12 protein-coding genes are annotated in these 15,800 nt (G+C 66.1%); 6 read left to right on the top strand and 6 right to left on the bottom strand.

What is annotated here, in order from left to right; genetic code table 11:
• Positions 1-2 precede the first annotated feature (2 nt).
• The 3 genes from E8M83_RS01515 to E8M83_RS01505 all read right to left on the bottom strand — a co-directional run bounded on the left by E8M83_RS01515 (position 3) and on the right by E8M83_RS01505 (position 4,127).
• The gene (locus E8M83_RS01515) at positions 3-740 is read right to left on the bottom strand and encodes an AAA family ATPase (protein WP_137171633.1); all 738 of its coding nucleotides are present in this window, start codon (positions 738-740) and stop codon (positions 3-5) included.
• A gap of 58 nt (positions 741-798) precedes the next feature.
• Positions 799-2,031: a tyrosine--tRNA ligase gene (gene tyrS, locus E8M83_RS01510; RefSeq protein WP_137171632.1), complete on the bottom strand. Its 1,233-nt coding sequence runs from the start codon at positions 2,029-2,031 to the stop codon at positions 799-801.
• A gap of 182 nt (positions 2,032-2,213) precedes the next feature.
• Positions 2,214-4,127: a M61 family metallopeptidase gene (locus tag E8M83_RS01505; RefSeq protein ID WP_137171631.1), complete on the bottom strand. Its 1,914-nt coding sequence runs from the start codon at positions 4,125-4,127 to the stop codon at positions 2,214-2,216.
• 219 nt (positions 4,128-4,346) lie between these two features.
• On the opposite strand from E8M83_RS01505, the gene E8M83_RS01500 reads away from it, so the two are divergent.
• From E8M83_RS01500 to E8M83_RS01480, 5 genes are all read left to right on the top strand, one after another.
• Positions 4,347-4,817, top strand: a complete 471-nt coding sequence (locus E8M83_RS01500) for an Hsp20 family protein (RefSeq protein ID WP_137171630.1) — start codon at positions 4,347-4,349, stop codon at positions 4,815-4,817.
• A gap of 226 nt (positions 4,818-5,043) precedes the next feature.
• Positions 5,044-6,576, top strand: coding sequence for a Do family serine endopeptidase (locus E8M83_RS01495; RefSeq protein WP_137171629.1), 1,533 nt, complete (start codon positions 5,044-5,046; stop codon positions 6,574-6,576).
• A 48-nt stretch (positions 6,577-6,624) separates the two neighbouring features.
• Positions 6,625-7,287, top strand: coding sequence for a response regulator transcription factor (locus tag E8M83_RS01490; RefSeq protein WP_137171628.1), 663 nt, complete (start codon positions 6,625-6,627; stop codon positions 7,285-7,287).
• On the top strand, positions 7,284-8,624 hold the full coding sequence (locus E8M83_RS01485) for an ATP-binding protein (protein WP_137171627.1): 1,341 nt from the start codon (positions 7,284-7,286) through the stop codon (positions 8,622-8,624). The genes E8M83_RS01490 and E8M83_RS01485 overlap by 4 nt, the downstream gene beginning before the upstream one ends.
• A 54-nt stretch (positions 8,625-8,678) precedes the next feature.
• Positions 8,679-9,809, top strand: coding sequence for a branched-chain amino acid ABC transporter substrate-binding protein (locus E8M83_RS01480; RefSeq protein WP_137171703.1), 1,131 nt, complete (start codon positions 8,679-8,681; stop codon positions 9,807-9,809).
• An 8-nt stretch (positions 9,810-9,817) separates the two neighbouring features.
• On the opposite strand, the gene E8M83_RS01475 is transcribed toward E8M83_RS01480, so the two are convergent.
• From E8M83_RS01475 to E8M83_RS01465, 3 genes are all read right to left on the bottom strand, one after another.
• The gene (locus tag E8M83_RS01475) at positions 9,818-10,591 is read right to left on the bottom strand and encodes a hypothetical protein (protein WP_137171626.1); all 774 of its coding nucleotides are present in this window, start codon (positions 10,589-10,591) and stop codon (positions 9,818-9,820) included.
• A gap of 125 nt (positions 10,592-10,716) precedes the next feature.
• A complete protein-coding gene (locus tag E8M83_RS01470) occupies positions 10,717-13,110 on the bottom strand; it encodes a TonB-dependent siderophore receptor (protein ID WP_137171625.1) in 2,394 nt (797 codons plus the stop codon).
• A gap of 138 nt (positions 13,111-13,248) precedes the next feature.
• Positions 13,249-14,046 (bottom strand): PhzF family phenazine biosynthesis protein, encoded by a 798-nt coding sequence (locus E8M83_RS01465; RefSeq protein ID WP_137171624.1) that lies wholly within the window; start codon positions 14,044-14,046, stop codon positions 13,249-13,251.
• Between the two features lie 229 nt (positions 14,047-14,275).
• On the opposite strand from E8M83_RS01465, the gene E8M83_RS01460 reads away from it, so the two are divergent.
• Positions 14,276-15,799 carry a sigma 54-interacting transcriptional regulator gene (locus E8M83_RS01460; protein ID WP_170976650.1) on the top strand — a complete coding sequence of 508 codons (1,524 nt, stop codon included), beginning with the start codon at positions 14,276-14,278 and terminating at the stop codon, positions 15,797-15,799.
• Position 15,800 lies beyond the last annotated feature (1 nt).

The following is a 15,800-nucleotide window of genomic DNA, read 5'->3' as shown; positions in this document are numbered from 1 at the left end:
ATTCAATCCGGCGCCAGCAGTTGCTCGAGCCGGCGCGGATAGTGGTTCAGGAAGTCGCGCGAGACCGCATAGTGTTCGGTGTCCTCGTAGGCCATCTCGGTGATGCCCGAGGCATCGAAGGCGAGGATCTTCGCGCCCGGATAGGCCAGCAGGATCGGCGAGTGGGTCACGATGATGAATTGCGATTGCTGCTGCACCAGCTGGTGGATCGCGCGCAGGGCGGCCAGCTGGCGATTGGGCGATAGCGCCGCCTCGGGTTCGTCCAGCAGGTACAGGCCGTTGCCCTTGAACTTGTTGAGCAGCACGCTCATGAAGGCCTCGCCGTGCGAGCACGCATGCAAATTGCCGCCATAGCTGGCCGAACCGATCTGCTGGTCCATATAGGTCGCGACGTTATAAAAACTTTCGGCGCGCATGAAATAGCTGTCCCTGGGCCGGCGCACGCCGCGCGACATGCGTAGATGCCCGGCCAGCGGCGACCTCTCGCCCAGGGTATCGAGCAGCTGGACGGCCATGGTGCCGCCCTCGACCCCGAAGCCCAGCGCCAGCGCGATGGCTTCCAGGATCGTCGACTTGCCGCTGCCGTTCTCGCCGACGAAGAAAGTCACGTCGGCGTGGAACTCGATCGTTTGCAATTCGCGCACGGCCGGGATGTTGAACGGGAAGGCGTCGACATCGACCTCGTTGCCGAAGTCGGGCCAGACGCGCTGCAAATAAGGCTTGGCGGCGAACTTGTTCATGGACGGATGGCGGACAATGGATGCCGCCAGTGTGCCACAGCCTGCGGGCCCCGAGCGCCTAGAAGATTTCCGGCTCCCCGGCCGCGACCACGATGCGCACGTGCTGCTTGCGGCCCGCCGACAACACCCATTCGGCACGATCGCCCGCCAGCGGTATGTCGGCATCCATCGCCGCCACCCCGTCCAGCCGCAGGCCGCCGCCCGCGGCCAGGCGCCGCGCCGCGCCGCGCGATACCGCCAGGCCGGCTTCCACTGCCAGCTCCGCCAGCGTCACGCCGGCGCCGCGGCGCGCTGCATCGATCGCATGGGTCGGCATATCGCCGCGGTCCGCGCCGCCGAAGGCCGCCGCCGCCGCGCGCTGCGCCGCATCGAGCGCATCCTGCCCGTGCGCCAGCCGCGTGGCTTCGTTGGCCAGCACGATCTTGGCCTCGTTCAGTTCCGCGCCCTGCAGCGCGCCGAGGCGCCGCACCTCATCCATCGGCAGCTCGGTGAACAGCGCCAGGAAGCGTTCGACGTCGCGGTCGTCCACATTGCGCCAGAACTGCCAGAAGCCGTAGGGCGCCAGGCGATCGCTATTGAGCCACACCGCGCCATCGGCCGACTTGCCCATCTTCTTGCCGTCGCTGGTGGCTAGCAGCGGCATCGTCAGGCCGTACAGGTCGACCCCGGCGGAACGTCGCCCGAGATCGATGCCATTGATGATATTGGCCCACTGGTCGGCGCCGCCGATCTGCAGGGTGCAGCCGTGGCGACGCGCCAGTTCGACGAAGTCATAGGCCTGCAGCAGGGTGTAGCCGAATTCGAGGAAGGACAGCGAGTGATCCAGGCGCGAGCGGATCGCGTCGAACGTCAGCATGCGGTTGACGCTGAAGTGGCGCCCGACCTTGCCCAGGAAGTCGAGGTAGCCCAGTCCGTCGAGCCATTCGGCGTTGTCGACCACGGTGACGCCAGGCCCAAGGTAGCGCATGAAGGCGCGGCGGATGCCGGCGCTGTTGGCGTCGATGGCGGCGGCGTCCAGCACCGGCCGCGAGGTGTCGCGAAAGCTCGGATCGCCGATGCGGGTGGTGGCCCCGCCGATCAGCAGCATGGGCCGATGGCCGGCGCGCTGCAGCCAGCGCATCAGCATCAGGCCCTGCAGGTGGCCGACGTGCAGGCTGTCGGCGGTGGCGTCGAAACCGAGGTAGGCGGTGACTGGCGTGCCCATGGCATGGCGCAGGCCGTTCGCGTCGGTGCATTGGTGGATGAAGCCGCGTTCTTGCAGCAGCTGCAGCAGGTCGGAAGTGTGGGTCATGTGGTTTCCTGGTGGTGGAACGCCCCAGGATGACCGATTGCCCATGCGTGGTCCGCCTGAGGCGGACCGGGTTGTGTGAAGCCCCTACCGCCGCGCGTTGCGGTAGGCGCAATAGCTGGCAGGGGAGGTCACGATGAAAGTCATGAGGCCATCTTAGCCGCAGCGAAGAACGCAGGTCAAGATTATTTGGCCGCCTTGAACAAGGCCTCGAGACGATCCTTCGTGCCCGGAATGCGCTCCAGCTTCGGATAACGCAGGCCGTCGCGGTAGTCGAGCGTGATGGTGCGCAGGTTGTTCCCCTTGCGTACCAGGAGCTCGATCGGCGCCTTGCCGTCCTTGTTGGCGCGCACCGCCGCCTTCAGCACGTCGCCCTTGTACACGCGGTTGTTGACGGCGACGATGGTGGTGTTGGCTGCGAGGCCGGCACGGAAACCCACGCCGTCCCAGACCACGCCGGCGATGTCGCCGTTGCTGCGCACCGAGAAGCCGAGCGAATAGGTGAAGTCGGTGCTGCGGTTGCGATCTTCAACGGCGCGGACCGCATTGCCCGGCGCGTCGGCGTAGACCAGCTTCCAGCCGGCGCGCTTCAAGCCGTCGAGCGGCGCGCCCGGGCCGTGGCCGTCCAGCCGCGTGCGCAGGAACGGCGCCCAGTCGAACTTCTGCACCTTGGTCAACGTGGCCACCACGTCGTCGAAGGTGTAGTACACCGGGTCGATGCTGCCGTCCTGGATGCCGAAGAAGGCGCGCGCGAAGTCTTCCAGGCTGCGCTTGTCGCCCGACAGTTCGCGGATCCTGGTGTCGACGTCGAGCCAGACCAGCATGCCCTCGGTGTAGTAGTCCTCGCTGCGCTGCCAGTTACCCCAGCCGATCGGCTTGCGGCCGTTGATGATCGGGTCGTTGACCGTGTCCTGCATCGCGCGCCAGTCGCGCCCCTGGGTGGTGTCGTAGCGCGCCGCGTCGATCGCCAGCGCTTCGCGCGCGTGCGCCTGCGACACCAGGCCGGAACGCGCGGCCAGCACCTTGCCCCAGAACTGGGTCTGGCCCTCGTACACCCACAGCAGCTCGTTCTGCAGCGGGGTGTTGAAGTTGGCCACGTCCTGGCCCGCGGGACGGCGGAACTTGCCGTTCCACGAATGCACGAACTCGTGCGGCAACAGTTCGCGGCCGGCTTCGTTGCGGCCCCAGTCGCTGAAGTAGCCGAGCCGCACGCCGTTCTCGCTCGACTGCTGGTGCTCGCGGCCGATGCCGCCGAATTCGTCCGAGATCGCGAACAAGAAGTCGTACTGCCGGTAGTGGCGCGAACCAAACAGCTTGACGGCCTGGTCGACCATCGCGCGGTGCAGCGCGATCTGCTCGGGCTTGGCCTCGAGGTTCTCGGGATTGTCGGCCACCATGTTCAGCAGCACCGGGTTTTTGGCGCCGGGCGCCAGGTCGATGCGCTTGAAATAGCGGCCGGCGAACAGCGGCGAGTCGACCAGGGTGTCGAGGTCGTGCGCCTTGAAGCGCACCTCGTCGCCGGTGCGGCCCTCGACCGCCAGCGAGCTGGCGAACTGCCAGCCGGCCGGCAGCGTGAGCGTCGGCTGCACCGTGATGCGGCGCGCGTGGTAGCCGGCCGGGTACAGCGCCACCGATTGCCACTGCACGCCGAGGATGTCGTCGGTCATCGTGATGCGGCCCTGGCTGGTGTCGAGCGGCGAAAGGAACTGGTATTCGGCTTCGAGCGTGGTGGCGCCTTCCGGCACCGTCACGTGGAAGGCGTGGACCTGCACCGGGTCGCGCGTCCATTCGAGCGGCTTGCCGCCTGCGCTGAACTTCAGGCCGGCCAGCTGGGTCAGCGGAATGTTCGGGCCGTGGTTACCTGGCGCCCACTGCGGATAGAACAAGGTCATGGGACCCGGACGCACCGGCATCGACAGCCGCATGCGGAACATCTGCTGCGACAGGTTGCTCGCATCGACGTGCAGCGCGATCGTGCCCGGATACGGGGCGTCGCCGACGGCGGGCACCTGGGCGGAAGCAGGCAGGGCGAGAGCGAGGGCAAGGGCGAGGGCGCCGGCCGGACGGGCGGCGCGGGCCAGGAAGCGGAATGCGGTCATGGTGGAACGGGGAAGCTGGAGGGAAGCGGGCGAGTGTAGCACCGCATGCCAACCCAAATTTCTCCAGATACATCATGCAAATAATATTTGCAAATCAGTATAAAAATCCGTATTTCGTATGACTTGAAAAACGCTTAGCACGACATTAGATTGGTCCCAGCGGAATGCTCATCAGAGGTTCCGCCCCTTATCGCTTAACTTTCAAAAGGATATGACACCATGCGTACTTTCGACCTGACTCCCCTGTACCGTTCCGCCATCGGTTTCGATCGCCTGGCCAGCCTGCTCGAGCAACGCGCCGAAGCGCAGCCAAGCTACCCGCCGTACAACATCGAACTGGTGAGCGAAGACCAATACCGCATCGTGATGGCGCTCGCCGGCTTTAGCCGTGACGAAGTGGAAATCGTCACCGAGCGTGACAGCCTGCACGTCACCGGCCGCAAGCAGAAGGACGACGTCCAGCGCACCTTCCTGCACCGCGGTATCGCGGCGCGCGATTTCGAACAGCGCTTCCAGCTGGCCAACCACGTGAAGGTCACCACCGCGTCGTTCGACAACGGCATGCTCACCATCGAACTGGTGCGCGAAGTGCCCGAGGCGCTCAAGCCGCGCAAGATCGCCATCGGCGACGCGAGCGGCATCATCAGTGGCGACAACGTCAAGACCCTGGAACAGCGCGAAGCCGCCTAAGGCTTGGCAATACCAGCAACGGTAACGGCCCGGTAGTCGTTTGAAAGAAGGGCGCTCGCGGTTTGGGCGCCCTTCGTACGTCCGGGTTGCCCGCGCCCCGCTCATCCTTAAGACATCCCTAAGCCCCACGCCTTGTCAACTTAAGCATGATCTAAGGCGGCTGCGCGAAGATACGTCCATCGGTACTCAACATCGATTCAATACATTTTCACCAGGAGCACACACCATGTCGAACCCAAGTGCCGTTACTGCCATCACTGCCAAACGCCTCATGCTGGCCCTGGGTGCCGCAGGCGTCATCGGTGGCGCGGTCGGTGCCATCGCAGTCAACCACAATAACGCCGTCGCCAATGCCGCGGCCCCGAATGTGCCGGCCGTGGCAGCCGCTCCGGCCCCCGCACCAGCCCCGGCCGCTGCCGCCGGCGCTCCAGCGTCGACCGTGGCGCTGCCAGACTTTACCCGCATCGCATCCCAGCAGGGCAAGTCGGTGGTCAATATCCGTGTCGTGGGCGGCACCAAGGCGGCCAATCGCGGCGGCCTGCCGAACCTCGACCCGAGCCATCCCTTCTACGAATTCTTCAAGCAGTTTCAAGACCCGCGCTATGCCGAGCCCGGTCGTGAAGCTCCCGTTTTCGGCGCCGGATCGGGCTTTATCGTAAGCCCGGACGGCGTCATCCTTACCAACGCCCACGTCGTGCAAGGCGCCGACGAGGTGACCGTCAAGCTGCAAGACCGCCGCGAATTCCGCGCCAAGGTCCTGGGCTCCGACCCGCGCACCGACGTGGCCGTGCTCAAGATCGACGCCAAGGGCTTGCCCGTCGCGCCGATCGGCAAATCGCAATCGCTGCTGGTGGGCGAGTGGGTGCTGGCCATCGGTTCGCCGTTCGGCCTCGAGAGCACCGTCACCGCCGGCGTGGTCAGCGCTACCGGCCGTTCGATCTCGCAGAACAGCGTGCCTTTCATCCAGACCGACGTCGCGGTCAATCCCGGCAACTCGGGCGGTCCGCTGTTCAATACCCGCGGCGAGGTGGTCGGCATCAACTCGCAGATCTACAGCATGACCGGCGGCTACCAGGGCCTGTCGTTCTCGATCCCGATCGACCTCGCCGTGCGCATCAAGGACCAGATCGTCGCCACCGGCAAGGTGCAGCACGCCAAGCTGGGCGTGAGCGTGCAAGAGGTGGACCAGGCCTTTGCCGATTCGTTCAAGCTCGAATCGGTCGAGGGCGCCCTGGTGTTCAACGTCGAACGCGGCGGCCCGGCCGAGCGCGCCGGCCTGAAGTCGGGCGACGTGATCCGCAGTGCCAATGGCCGGCCCATCGTCGCGTCGGTCGACCTGCCGGCCATGATGACCCTGTCCAAGCCGGGCGACAAGGTGGCGCTCGATGTCTGGCGCGAAGGTAAACTGGTGCGTATCGACGCCACCCTGGGCAATGCGAACGACCGGCCGCGCCGCGGCCAGGAGCCGCAACTGGCCGAGGCGGTCGACAATAGCGCCAGGCTGGGCCTGACCCTGCGTCCGCTCGAATCGGTCGAGCGCCGCCGCAGCGGCATCGCCAACGGCCTGGTGATCGAGGATGCGTCCGGCGCCGCGATGGTCGCCGGCATCGAGCCGGGCGACGTGCTCATCTCGGTCAACGGCCGTCCGGTGAACTCGGTCGAGCAGGTGCGCGACATGGTGTCCAAGGCCAGCAAGTCGGTGGCCTTGCTGATCCAGCGCGGTGGTGACAAAATCTTCATTCCGGTGCGGATTGGTTAAGAAGGCATAGCGTCCTCGACCCGCACGGGCTTCATAACAGGGAATTTCATGCGGCTATTGCTGGTAGAAGACGATACGATGATCGGCGAAGTGGTGCTCGACCTGCTCAGGGCCGAGCACTACGCCGTCGATTGGGTCAAGGACGGCGAGATGGCCGACACGGCCCTGCTGCAGAACCAGAACTACGACCTGGTGCTGCTCGACCTGGGGCTGCCACGCAAGGACGGCCTCGAAGTGCTGCGCTCGATGCGCACACGAAAAGACCGCACGCCGGTGCTGGTCGCCACCGCGCGCGACTCGGTCCAGCAGCGCATCGCCGGCCTCGACGCCGGCGCCGACGACTACGTGCTCAAGCCCTACGATCTCGACGAGCTGCTGGCGCGCATCCGCGCGCTGCTGCGGCGCGCCGCCGGGCGCGCCGAGCCGATCTTCGAATACCGCAACATCACCATCAATCCCGTCACCCGCGAAGTGCTGGTCGACGGCACGCAAGTGTCGCTGTCGGCGCGCGAATGGGCGGTGCTCGAGGCGCTGGTGGCGCGTCCGGGCGCGGTGCTGTCGCGGGCGCAGTTAGAGGAAAAACTGTACAGCTGGCGCGATGAAGTCTCCAGCAACGCGGTCGAAGTGTATATCCACGGCCTGCGCAAGAAACTGGGCAGTGACCTGATCCAGAACGTGCGCGGCGTCGGCTATATGGTGCCCAAGGCATGAAAATGACGCACTCGCTGCGCGGGCGCCTGCTCTGGTTCCTGCTTGCGGCGATCACGATCGCGGCGGTGGCCCAGGCGACGATCGCCTACCGCACCGCCTTGCACGACGCCGACCAGATCTTCGACTACCACATGCAGCAGATGGCGCTGTCGCTGCGCTCCGGCACGCCGCTGTCGAACGACGAGGCGCGTGCGCGCCTGGAAGCCGACAGCAGCGCCAGCGGCAACGACGACATGGTGGTGCAGATGTGGTCTCCCGACGGGGTCCAGATGTTCCACAGCGTCTCGCGCGCGCGCCTGCCGCAGCGCGCGGTGCTGGGCTTTTCCAATGTGCGCGCCAACGGCACCACCTACCGCGTGTTCTCGATCCAGACCTCGAACCAGACCGTACAGGTCGCGCAAGACCTGGCCGTGCGCCGCAATATGGCGGGCAATATGGCGCTGCGCACCCTGGGCCCGATCGCGGTCATGATGCCGATCCTGATGCTGGTGGTGTGGTGGGTCGTGAGCGGCTCGCTGCAGCCGGTGGCGCGGGTGCGTTCGCAGGTGGCTTCGCGCCAGGCCGACGACCTGTCGCCGGTGTCCGACACCGGCTTGCCCGACGAGGTGCGCCCGCTGGTGCAAGAGCTGAACCTGCTGTTCGGCCGCGTGAAAACCGCTTTCGAGGCCCAGCAGCATTTCGTGGCCGATGCCGCGCACGAGCTGCGCACGCCGCTGGCGGCGCTGCGCCTGCAGGCGCAAAGCCTGGACCGCGCCGACAATCCGGACGCGCGCCGGGTCGCGGTCGGGCGCCTGACGGCCGGCATCGACCGCGCCACGCGCCTGGTCGAGCAGTTGCTGGTGCTGGCGCGGCAAGAGGCGACGGCGGCCGAGGGCGCAGTGTCGCGGCCGGTCGATCTGGCCGACCTGGCGCGTCGCACCGTGGCGGATCTTGCCGGCGTGGCCGCCGCCAAGGGCGTCGACCTGGGCGTGCAGCAGGCCGACCCGGCCACCGTCGACGGCCAGCCCGACGCGCTGCAGATCCTGCTGCGCAACCTGGTGGACAACGCCGTCAAATACACCCCGAGTGGCGGCACGGTCGACATCTCGGTCCAGCACGAGGGCGCCAGCATCGTGGTGCAGGTCGAGGACAGCGGCCCCGGCATCCCGCCGGAAGAACGCGAGCGCGTGTTCGACCGCTTCTACCGCGTGGCCGGCAGCGAAGCCGCCGGCAGCGGCCTGGGGCTGGCGATCATCAAGGCGATCGCCGAGCGCCACGGCGCGACCCTGGCACTGGATGCCTCGGCGCGCCTGGGTGGATTGAAGGCGGTCGTGACGTTCAACTCGCCCTCGCGGTAGAATGACCGGTTCCGCGGGCCATGCATGGCCCGCATTGCAGAGGACGAGGAATCGATGAACAAGAAGATGTTGGCTGTGGCCTTGCTGTCGACGGCCGCGGGCGTGGCGCCGGCCCAGGAAGTGGTCAGGATCGCCCACGTGGCGGGGCTGACCGGTCCGGTGGCCTATTTTGGCAAGGACACCGAGAACGGCGCGCGCATGGCGATCGAGGCGCTCAATGCGCGCGGCGTGTCGATCGGCGGCAAGAAGGTCACCTTCCAGCTGGTGGCCGAGGACGACGCGGCCGATCCGAAGCAGGCCACCGCGGTGGCGCAGAAGCTGGTCGATGCGAAAGTCAACGGCGTGATCGGCCACCAGACCTCGGGCACCACGATCCCGGCTTCCAAGATCTACAACACCGCCGGCATTGTGCAGATCTCGCACTCGAGCACCAGCCCGAAATACACCCAGCAGGGCTTCAACACGGCCTTCCGCGTGATCGCCAACGACGTGCAGCTGGGCCAGGCGCTGGGCCGCTATGCCACCGGCGCCATGAAGGCCAAGCGGGTGGCGGTGGTGGACGACCGCACCGCCTACGGCCAGGGCCTGGCGACCGAGTTCTCGCGCAGCCTGCAAAAGCAGGGCGGCAGTGTCGTCGCGCGCGAATTCACCAACGACAAGGCGACCGATTTTTCCGCCATCGTCACCCGTATCCGCGCCACCAAGCCCGACCTGGTGTTCTTCGGCGGGATGAACGCGACCGCCGGGCCGATGCTGCGCCAGATGAAGCAGCTGGGCATGAACGTACGCATGATGGGCGGCGACGGCATCTGCTCGGACGAGATTTTTAAACTGTCGGGCGGCACCATGCTTGATGGCCAGGTGGTGTGCGCCGAGGCCGGCGGCGTCGAAGGCGACGCCAAGGCCGGCATGGACAAGTTCCGCGCCGACTACAAGAAGCGCTTCGGCATCGACGTGCAGATCAACGCGCCGTATGCCTATGACGCGACGATGGCCATGGCCGAGGCGATGGTGAAGGCCGGATCGTCGGTGCCGGCCAGGTACCTGCCGGTGCTGGCCAAGATCCAGTACAAGGGCGTCACCGGGCCGATCGCCTTCGACCAGCGCGGCGATATCCGCGACGGCACCATCACCTTGTATACCTTCAAGGGCGGCAAGCGCTCGATGATCGCCGTCACCAAGTAAGCGGCGCCCTAAGCGCCGCCACGCGGCGCGATCACATGCCTGAATGTCGGCTCGATATTCATCGCATGCAGGTGGCGCACGATGTCTTCCAGCGTCGCATCCTTCAGTAGCAGGCCCGGCGCCGGTTGTGGCTCGAATGGTGCGGGCGCGGCGGCCACCGCGGGCGCCGCCACCGGCTTGCTTTCGTGCGCCGCTTCGAGCGCCTGGAGGATCCGTTCGAACTGCTCTTCACCGATGCTTTCCAGTCCTTCCAGAAAGGCCGCCTGGCCCAGTGGCGGCGGCTGCATGTCCAGCCCCGGCTCGTCGGCGAACGAGGCGCCCATGCCCGGATGGATGAAGGCGGCCCACTTGCCGGTGCGCGGGTGGAGGCAGGGCGGCAGCGCCACCGGCGCGCGCACGGCGTCCGGCGCCAGTTCGATCTCGGGAAAGTGGGCGTCGCGCAGGCGCTCAAGGAAGGTCTGGGCGCGCTCGGCAGCAACCGGCGTCGCTAGCGACAGCCACAGGTAATAGGCGTCGCCGCCCGAGATGCTCACCGCCGGCGCCGGCAGGCCGAGCGTCTCTTGCAGTGTGTTGGCGACGTCGCACAGCCGCAGCCAGTGGGCATCGCCATCGGTCCCCTTGGCCTTGCGAAAGGGGATCATCATGGCGCGCGCCAGGCCGTCGCTGCCCGTCAGGCTGACCGGCACGCTGTGCTGGCCGAGCAGGTGCGCCGCCAGCACATCGGGCGGCGGCGCGTCCGCGGGAAGATAAAGCCGCATCAGTTCGGCGATCAGTTTTTGCATGGTGTTCTTACGACGTCAAAAGAAAAGCATGATATCGCTTGTCGGCCGGACGGTGCGACAACACGAATGAAAACGGCCCGCGAAGATCGCGGGCCGCCTGCGCTACGCTCGAGCGACGCGCGTGATCAGAACTTGTGCGCCAGGCGCGCGAACATCGCCGCGCCATTCAGGCCGAACTGCACGCTCTCGTACTTGAAGCCGTTGTCGGTCTCGTTCGCATCCTGGCGGGTCGGCTTGACGTCGAAGATATTGGTGCCGCCCACGGTCAGGCGGGTCTTCTCGGTAAACGCCCAGGTGAACGACAGGTCGGCCGAGGTCTTCGCTTCGTACTTCTGGTTCGGCACCGGCGGGCCCGAGAAGGTGCCCAGGGTCTGCGGGCCGAAGTGGATCACGCGCAGCGAGGTTTCGAGCTGGCCTTGGGTCCAGTCCAGGCCCAGCGTGGCCTTGCGGCGCGGCGCGCCTTCTTCGATGAACAGGCGCTCGCGTTCCGACAGCAGCACGTCCTCGAAACCTGCCAGCGCCGCCGGCGCCTTCACGCGCTGCACTTCGGTCTTGCTGAAGTTGACGGCCAGGAAGGTCGTCAGGTTGCCGATGCCCACCTTGCTGCGGTTGGACACGGTCAGGTCCAGGCCCTGGGTCTTGGTGTCGACCGAGTTGACGAAGAACTGCGCCTGGCCGACGCCCAGCTGCTGCAGGGTGGCGCCCAGCGCCGGGTAGTTGTCGGCGTCGAAGCGGCCCGACAGCACGATGCGGTCGTCGATGTCGATGCGGTAAAGGTCGGCCGTCACCGAGGTCGAGCCGGTCGGCGACCAGGTCAGGCCCAGGGTATAGCTCTTCGATTCCTCGTCCTTCAGTTGCGGGATGCCGGCGGCATTAGCCACCGGGCCGCCGTTCGGCGCCAGCACGACGTCGAGCGGCTGGCCGCCGACGAAGTCGGTGAAGGTCGACGAGAAGTACACCTGCTGCAGCGACGGCGCACGGAAGCCCGTGCTGGCCGAGCCGCGCAGCAGCACGTTCGGCGCCAGCCGGTATGCGCCGGCCAGTTTGCCGGTGGTGGTCGAGCCGAAGTCCGAGTAGCGTTCGTGTCGCAGCGCGGCCTGGACCTTGAAGCGGTCGGTCGCGTCAAGCTCGATGTCGACGTAGGCGGCGTTGCTGTGACGGTCGCTGTCGGTCTCGTCGCCCGGCTGGAAGCCCGGGAAGCCCTGGCTGCCGGCGTTGCCCCCTATACCCACGCCGTCGGCGTCGATCCACGATCCGGTCTCGCCGGCGAAGATTTTATAGTTCTCGCGGCGGTGCTCGAGGCCGAAGGCGACGTTCATGCCTTTCAAGACATCGCCATAGAAGCGGCTGATGTCGAGATTGGTGGTCGACTGCTGGAACGAGAAGGCGCCGGCATAGAAGCGGCTGGCGCTGACGCCAGGCCCGCCATTGAGCAGATCGAGGTTGGCGATCGAGGCGTTGAGCGTGTTGTTGATGTCGTACTTCAGGCGGTTGTAGCCATAGGTCTGCGAGACATCGGCATTCCATTCGCCCACCGCCCAGCGGTAGCCGACGGTGCCCCAGCGGTCGTCGACGTCGCCGTCGATGAAGGGGACGAAGCCATCCGGGTACATCGCCGCCGAGTTACGCGAGGGGATGTCTTCGGAGCCGAGGCCTTCGCGGCCCCAGGCGGCCGACGAGGCGTCGCGCTTTTGCGCGCCGGCCGTGAAATACAGCTTGCCTGGGCCGGCGGGGAATTCGCCGTTGAGGTAGACGGTCTGGTTCTGCGACTTGGTGTCGCCGATGATGCGCGGGTTGCCAGGTTCGGAGCGGTTGGAGCGGCCGCGATCGTAGTATTCGCCGGTGATGCCCAGCACGCCGCCGGCCACCGCCACGCCGCAATAGGCCGAGGCCAGCCAGTTCTCGCCATCGCCTGCGGTGTACTGGCCGTAGCCGAGCACCGATTCGCAACCCAGGCTGCGTTTGAGGTCGATATTGATCACGCCGGCGATCGCATCCGAGCCGTATTGGGCGGCGGCGCCGTCGCGCAGCACCTGCACTTCGCGGATCGCCATCACGGGGATCGCATTCATGTCGGTGCCGGTATTGCCGCGGTTGCGCGCGCCGAACAGGTTCACCAGCGCCACCGTGTGGCGGCGCTTGCCGTTGACCAGCACCAGGGTCTGGTCCGAGCCCAGGCCGCGCAGGGCGGCCGAGTCGATCAGGTCGGCGCCGTCGGCGCCGGTCTGGCGGGTCGAGTTGAACGAGGGGGACAGATTGGACAGTACCTGCGCCAGGTCGAATTGGCCGCTTTGCTCGGCCGCCTTCGTCATCGGGATGAAATCGATCGCTACCGGGGTGTCGGTGCTCGATGCGGCGCCGACGCGGCGCGAGCCGACTACGCTGACACTCGGGATGACCTCGCCAGTGACGGCGGGCGCGGTTTGCGCGTGGGCGATGGCGGGAACGAGGGCGGCGAGGATGGCGCTACCATATAAGGCAAACAGCACCGAACCAGACATTATTTTGAGTTTAATCACGATTTTCTCCGAAGGAAATTCGGATTTTACTCAATTGTATCTTCGATAACCATCGTAATGTAGCAATAACACAACGGTGTATTGCTATAGCTCGGTCTTATTCGGCCAATTGGCGACAAAATGTGACAAATGGGTGTGTCACATTGTCTCGACCTGGCCCCCGACCAGCACGTCGTCGTCTTTGATCAGCGTCTGGATCAGGCAGTCGTGGCCGGTTGCGCGGCCCTGGCGCAGGGTCAATCCGTGGCCGAGGAGGACCGTGAGGGCGCCGGCCGCGACGCCGGTGGCGCTGTCTTCGAGGCGTGGGTCGAGGTGGTTGAAGCTGCGGCCGTCGAACTGTGTGTTCGTATCGTCGGCCAGGCGGCAGTAGGCGTACAAGCCGTTCACACCATAATGCTTGCTCCACTGCGCGATCGCATCCAGGTCTGGAGATAGCGCGTGCAGGGTGGCCGCGTCGCGTACCTGCACCAGCAGTTTCGGGCTGCCGATCGAGGCCACTTGCGGTGGCGCGACGATGGCGTGTGCGGGGATGCCGAGCAGGCGCGCCGGCAGTTCGGGCGTCAGTAACGGTTGCGGCGCGGCCTGCGGCGCCAGGCGCACGAACACGTCTTCGCCTTTGCGCGTCAGTGCGAGCGGCTGGCCGTGCATGGCGGTTTTCACGGTCAGGGGTGGATGCGCGTCGGCGCGCGCGAACAGGCGCTCGGCCGCGGCCAGCGTGGCGTGCAGGCACAGTGGGCTGCGCGTGTGCGGATAGTAGAAGTCGACGCTTGCCGCGATGCCGTCGTCAAGCGCTGGATCGATCCACACACAGGTGGTGTCGCGCTCGCGCGCGAAGGCCTGGCGCGCGTCGGGGAGCGAGCGATCGTCTTCGATCACGAGCGCCGGATTGCCGGCGCCCGGGATGGCGCCGAAGCAGCGCAGGGTGTGGATCTGCATGGATGTTCCTTCGTGTGTGGCATGGGTAGTGTGGCCGGATGCAGCATAGCGGGATTGGCCTGCTCGTGCTGACCAAATGATGACAATTTCATGGGCCTTAAGACGACCGCCAAGTCGTTCCGATCGGTTAGAATTTGTGTATATTTTTCATCAAGCGGATAGTGCCGACATTGCCCATGTTTCAGGAATATCTCGATGCAGCAGGAGCCCACTTCGTGAGCGAACAAGCGTGAGCGATCCCGACGCCACATTGACCAGCTATGGGATGGCCGAGGACTTCGCGTCGGCGCCGGTGCTCGCCATCACGATCCTCTGGCATCCGCAGCGCGAACGTATCGGCGAACAGATGCTCGGCCCGGCCGCGGGCGGTGCGATCGCCGTGAACCGGTTTGCGCCGCTGTTTGCGCCGCTTTCCACACGTCCTGGCGCCGGGCATGACGGCACGCCGCTGGGCGAGCGCTCGATCACGCGCGAGCCGGTGCACATCCGCTTCATCGCCGAGGGCGGCATCCAGATCGACCATGTACGCGGCAAGATGGGGCTGGAGCTCAATGGCCGGCCGTCGAACGGCACCGACCAGTTCACGGCCGGCGACCTCGATCGCGGCATCGTGATCGGGCTTGGTAGCCAGGTCTTTGTTTGCCTGCACCTGATGCGCAGCCTGCCGCGCGCGGCGAACGTGCCGGGGTTGATCGGCGTTGGCGATGGCGCGATCAAGATGCGCGAAGCGATCGCGCAGGTGGCGGGGACGACCATGCCGGTGCTGCTGCTGGGCGAGACCGGCAGCGGCAAGGAGGTGGCGGCGCAGGCGATTCATGCGCTCAGTGCGCGTCGGAGCGGACGGTTTGTCGCGATCAATATGGCGACCCTGAGCGAGTCGCTTGCGGCGGCCGAGCTGTTTGGCGCGGTCAAGGGGGCATATACCGGGGCCGCGAACAGCCGGCGCGGCTGGTTTGCCGAGGCCGAGGATGGGACCTTGTTCCTCGACGAGATCGGGGATACGCCGGCGTCGGTGCAGGCCATGCTGTTGCGTGTGCTCGAAAGCGGCGAGTATCGGCCGCTGGGGGCGAGTGCGGATGCGAGGTCGAATGCGCGGATCGTTGCGGCGACCGACCAGGATCTGGGGGCAGATGGGTTTAATCAGGCGCTGCGGCGGCGTCTTGAAGCGTTCGTGATTCGGGTGCCGGCGTTACGCGAGCGGCGTGAGGATATTGGGGTGCTGGTGCGGCATTTTCTTGAGGCTGAGGCGGCAGGGGATGCGTGGAGTTTGCCGTTTGAGTTGCTGAGCCAGGTGTTCAATGGGGACTGGCCGGGGAATGTGCGGCAGCTGGGGCATGCGATGCGGCGGGTGGCGCTGGATTTGCAGGCGGGGATTGTGCCGATGTTGGAGCAGTCGGTGATGATGCCTGTGGTGCAGCCGGTTGGTCCTGCTGGTGCTGCGGCTACTGCTTCTGCTGCATCGAGGCCGGTACGGCGCAAGGTGTCGGAGTTGAGCGATGACGATCTGGTGGAGGCGATGGAGAAGAGTCAGTGGCAGATTCTGGCTGCTTCCAGGACACTGGGGATTTCGCGGCCGACGGTTTATAAGTTGCTGGAGGCTCACCCTCGGATTCGCTTTCCTGCCAATATTTCGGAGGAAGAGATTCGTGCAGCTTGGGAGGCTTGTGAGGGTGATCTCCAGCGGTGTGCTTCTAGGCTCATGACGCCGGCGGAGGCATTAAGGCGTCATGTGGGAATTTTAGGCTTTGGCTGAA

The sequence above is a fragment of the Massilia sp. HP4 genome (assembly GCF_005222695.1).
GTDB lineage: Bacteria > Pseudomonadota > Gammaproteobacteria > Burkholderiales > Burkholderiaceae_D > Telluria.
This window is presented reverse-complemented; position numbering and strand designations above follow the sequence as displayed.

Excerpts from the sequence above, each read along its gene's own strand:
- E8M83_RS01515 (WP_137171633.1), bottom strand. The coding sequence starts at position 740 with ATGAACAAGTTCGCCGCCAAGCCTTATTTGCAGCGCGTCTGGCCCGAC.
- tyrS (WP_137171632.1), bottom strand. The coding sequence starts at position 2,031 with ATGACCCACACTTCCGACCTGCTGCAGCTGCTGCAAGAACGCGGCTTC.
- E8M83_RS01505 (WP_137171631.1), bottom strand. The coding sequence starts at position 4,127 with ATGACCGCATTCCGCTTCCTGGCCCGCGCCGCCCGTCCGGCCGGCGCC.
- E8M83_RS01500 (WP_137171630.1), top strand. The coding sequence starts at position 4,347 with ATGCGTACTTTCGACCTGACTCCCCTGTACCGTTCCGCCATCGGTTTC.
- E8M83_RS01495 (WP_137171629.1), top strand. The coding sequence starts at position 5,044 with ATGTCGAACCCAAGTGCCGTTACTGCCATCACTGCCAAACGCCTCATG.
- E8M83_RS01490 (WP_137171628.1), top strand. The coding sequence starts at position 6,625 with ATGCGGCTATTGCTGGTAGAAGACGATACGATGATCGGCGAAGTGGTG.
- E8M83_RS01485 (WP_137171627.1), top strand. The coding sequence starts at position 7,284 with ATGAAAATGACGCACTCGCTGCGCGGGCGCCTGCTCTGGTTCCTGCTT.
- E8M83_RS01480 (WP_137171703.1), top strand. The coding sequence starts at position 8,679 with ATGAACAAGAAGATGTTGGCTGTGGCCTTGCTGTCGACGGCCGCGGGC.
- E8M83_RS01475 (WP_137171626.1), bottom strand. The coding sequence starts at position 10,591 with ATGCAAAAACTGATCGCCGAACTGATGCGGCTTTATCTTCCCGCGGAC.
- E8M83_RS01465 (WP_137171624.1), bottom strand. The coding sequence starts at position 14,046 with ATGCAGATCCACACCCTGCGCTGCTTCGGCGCCATCCCGGGCGCCGGC.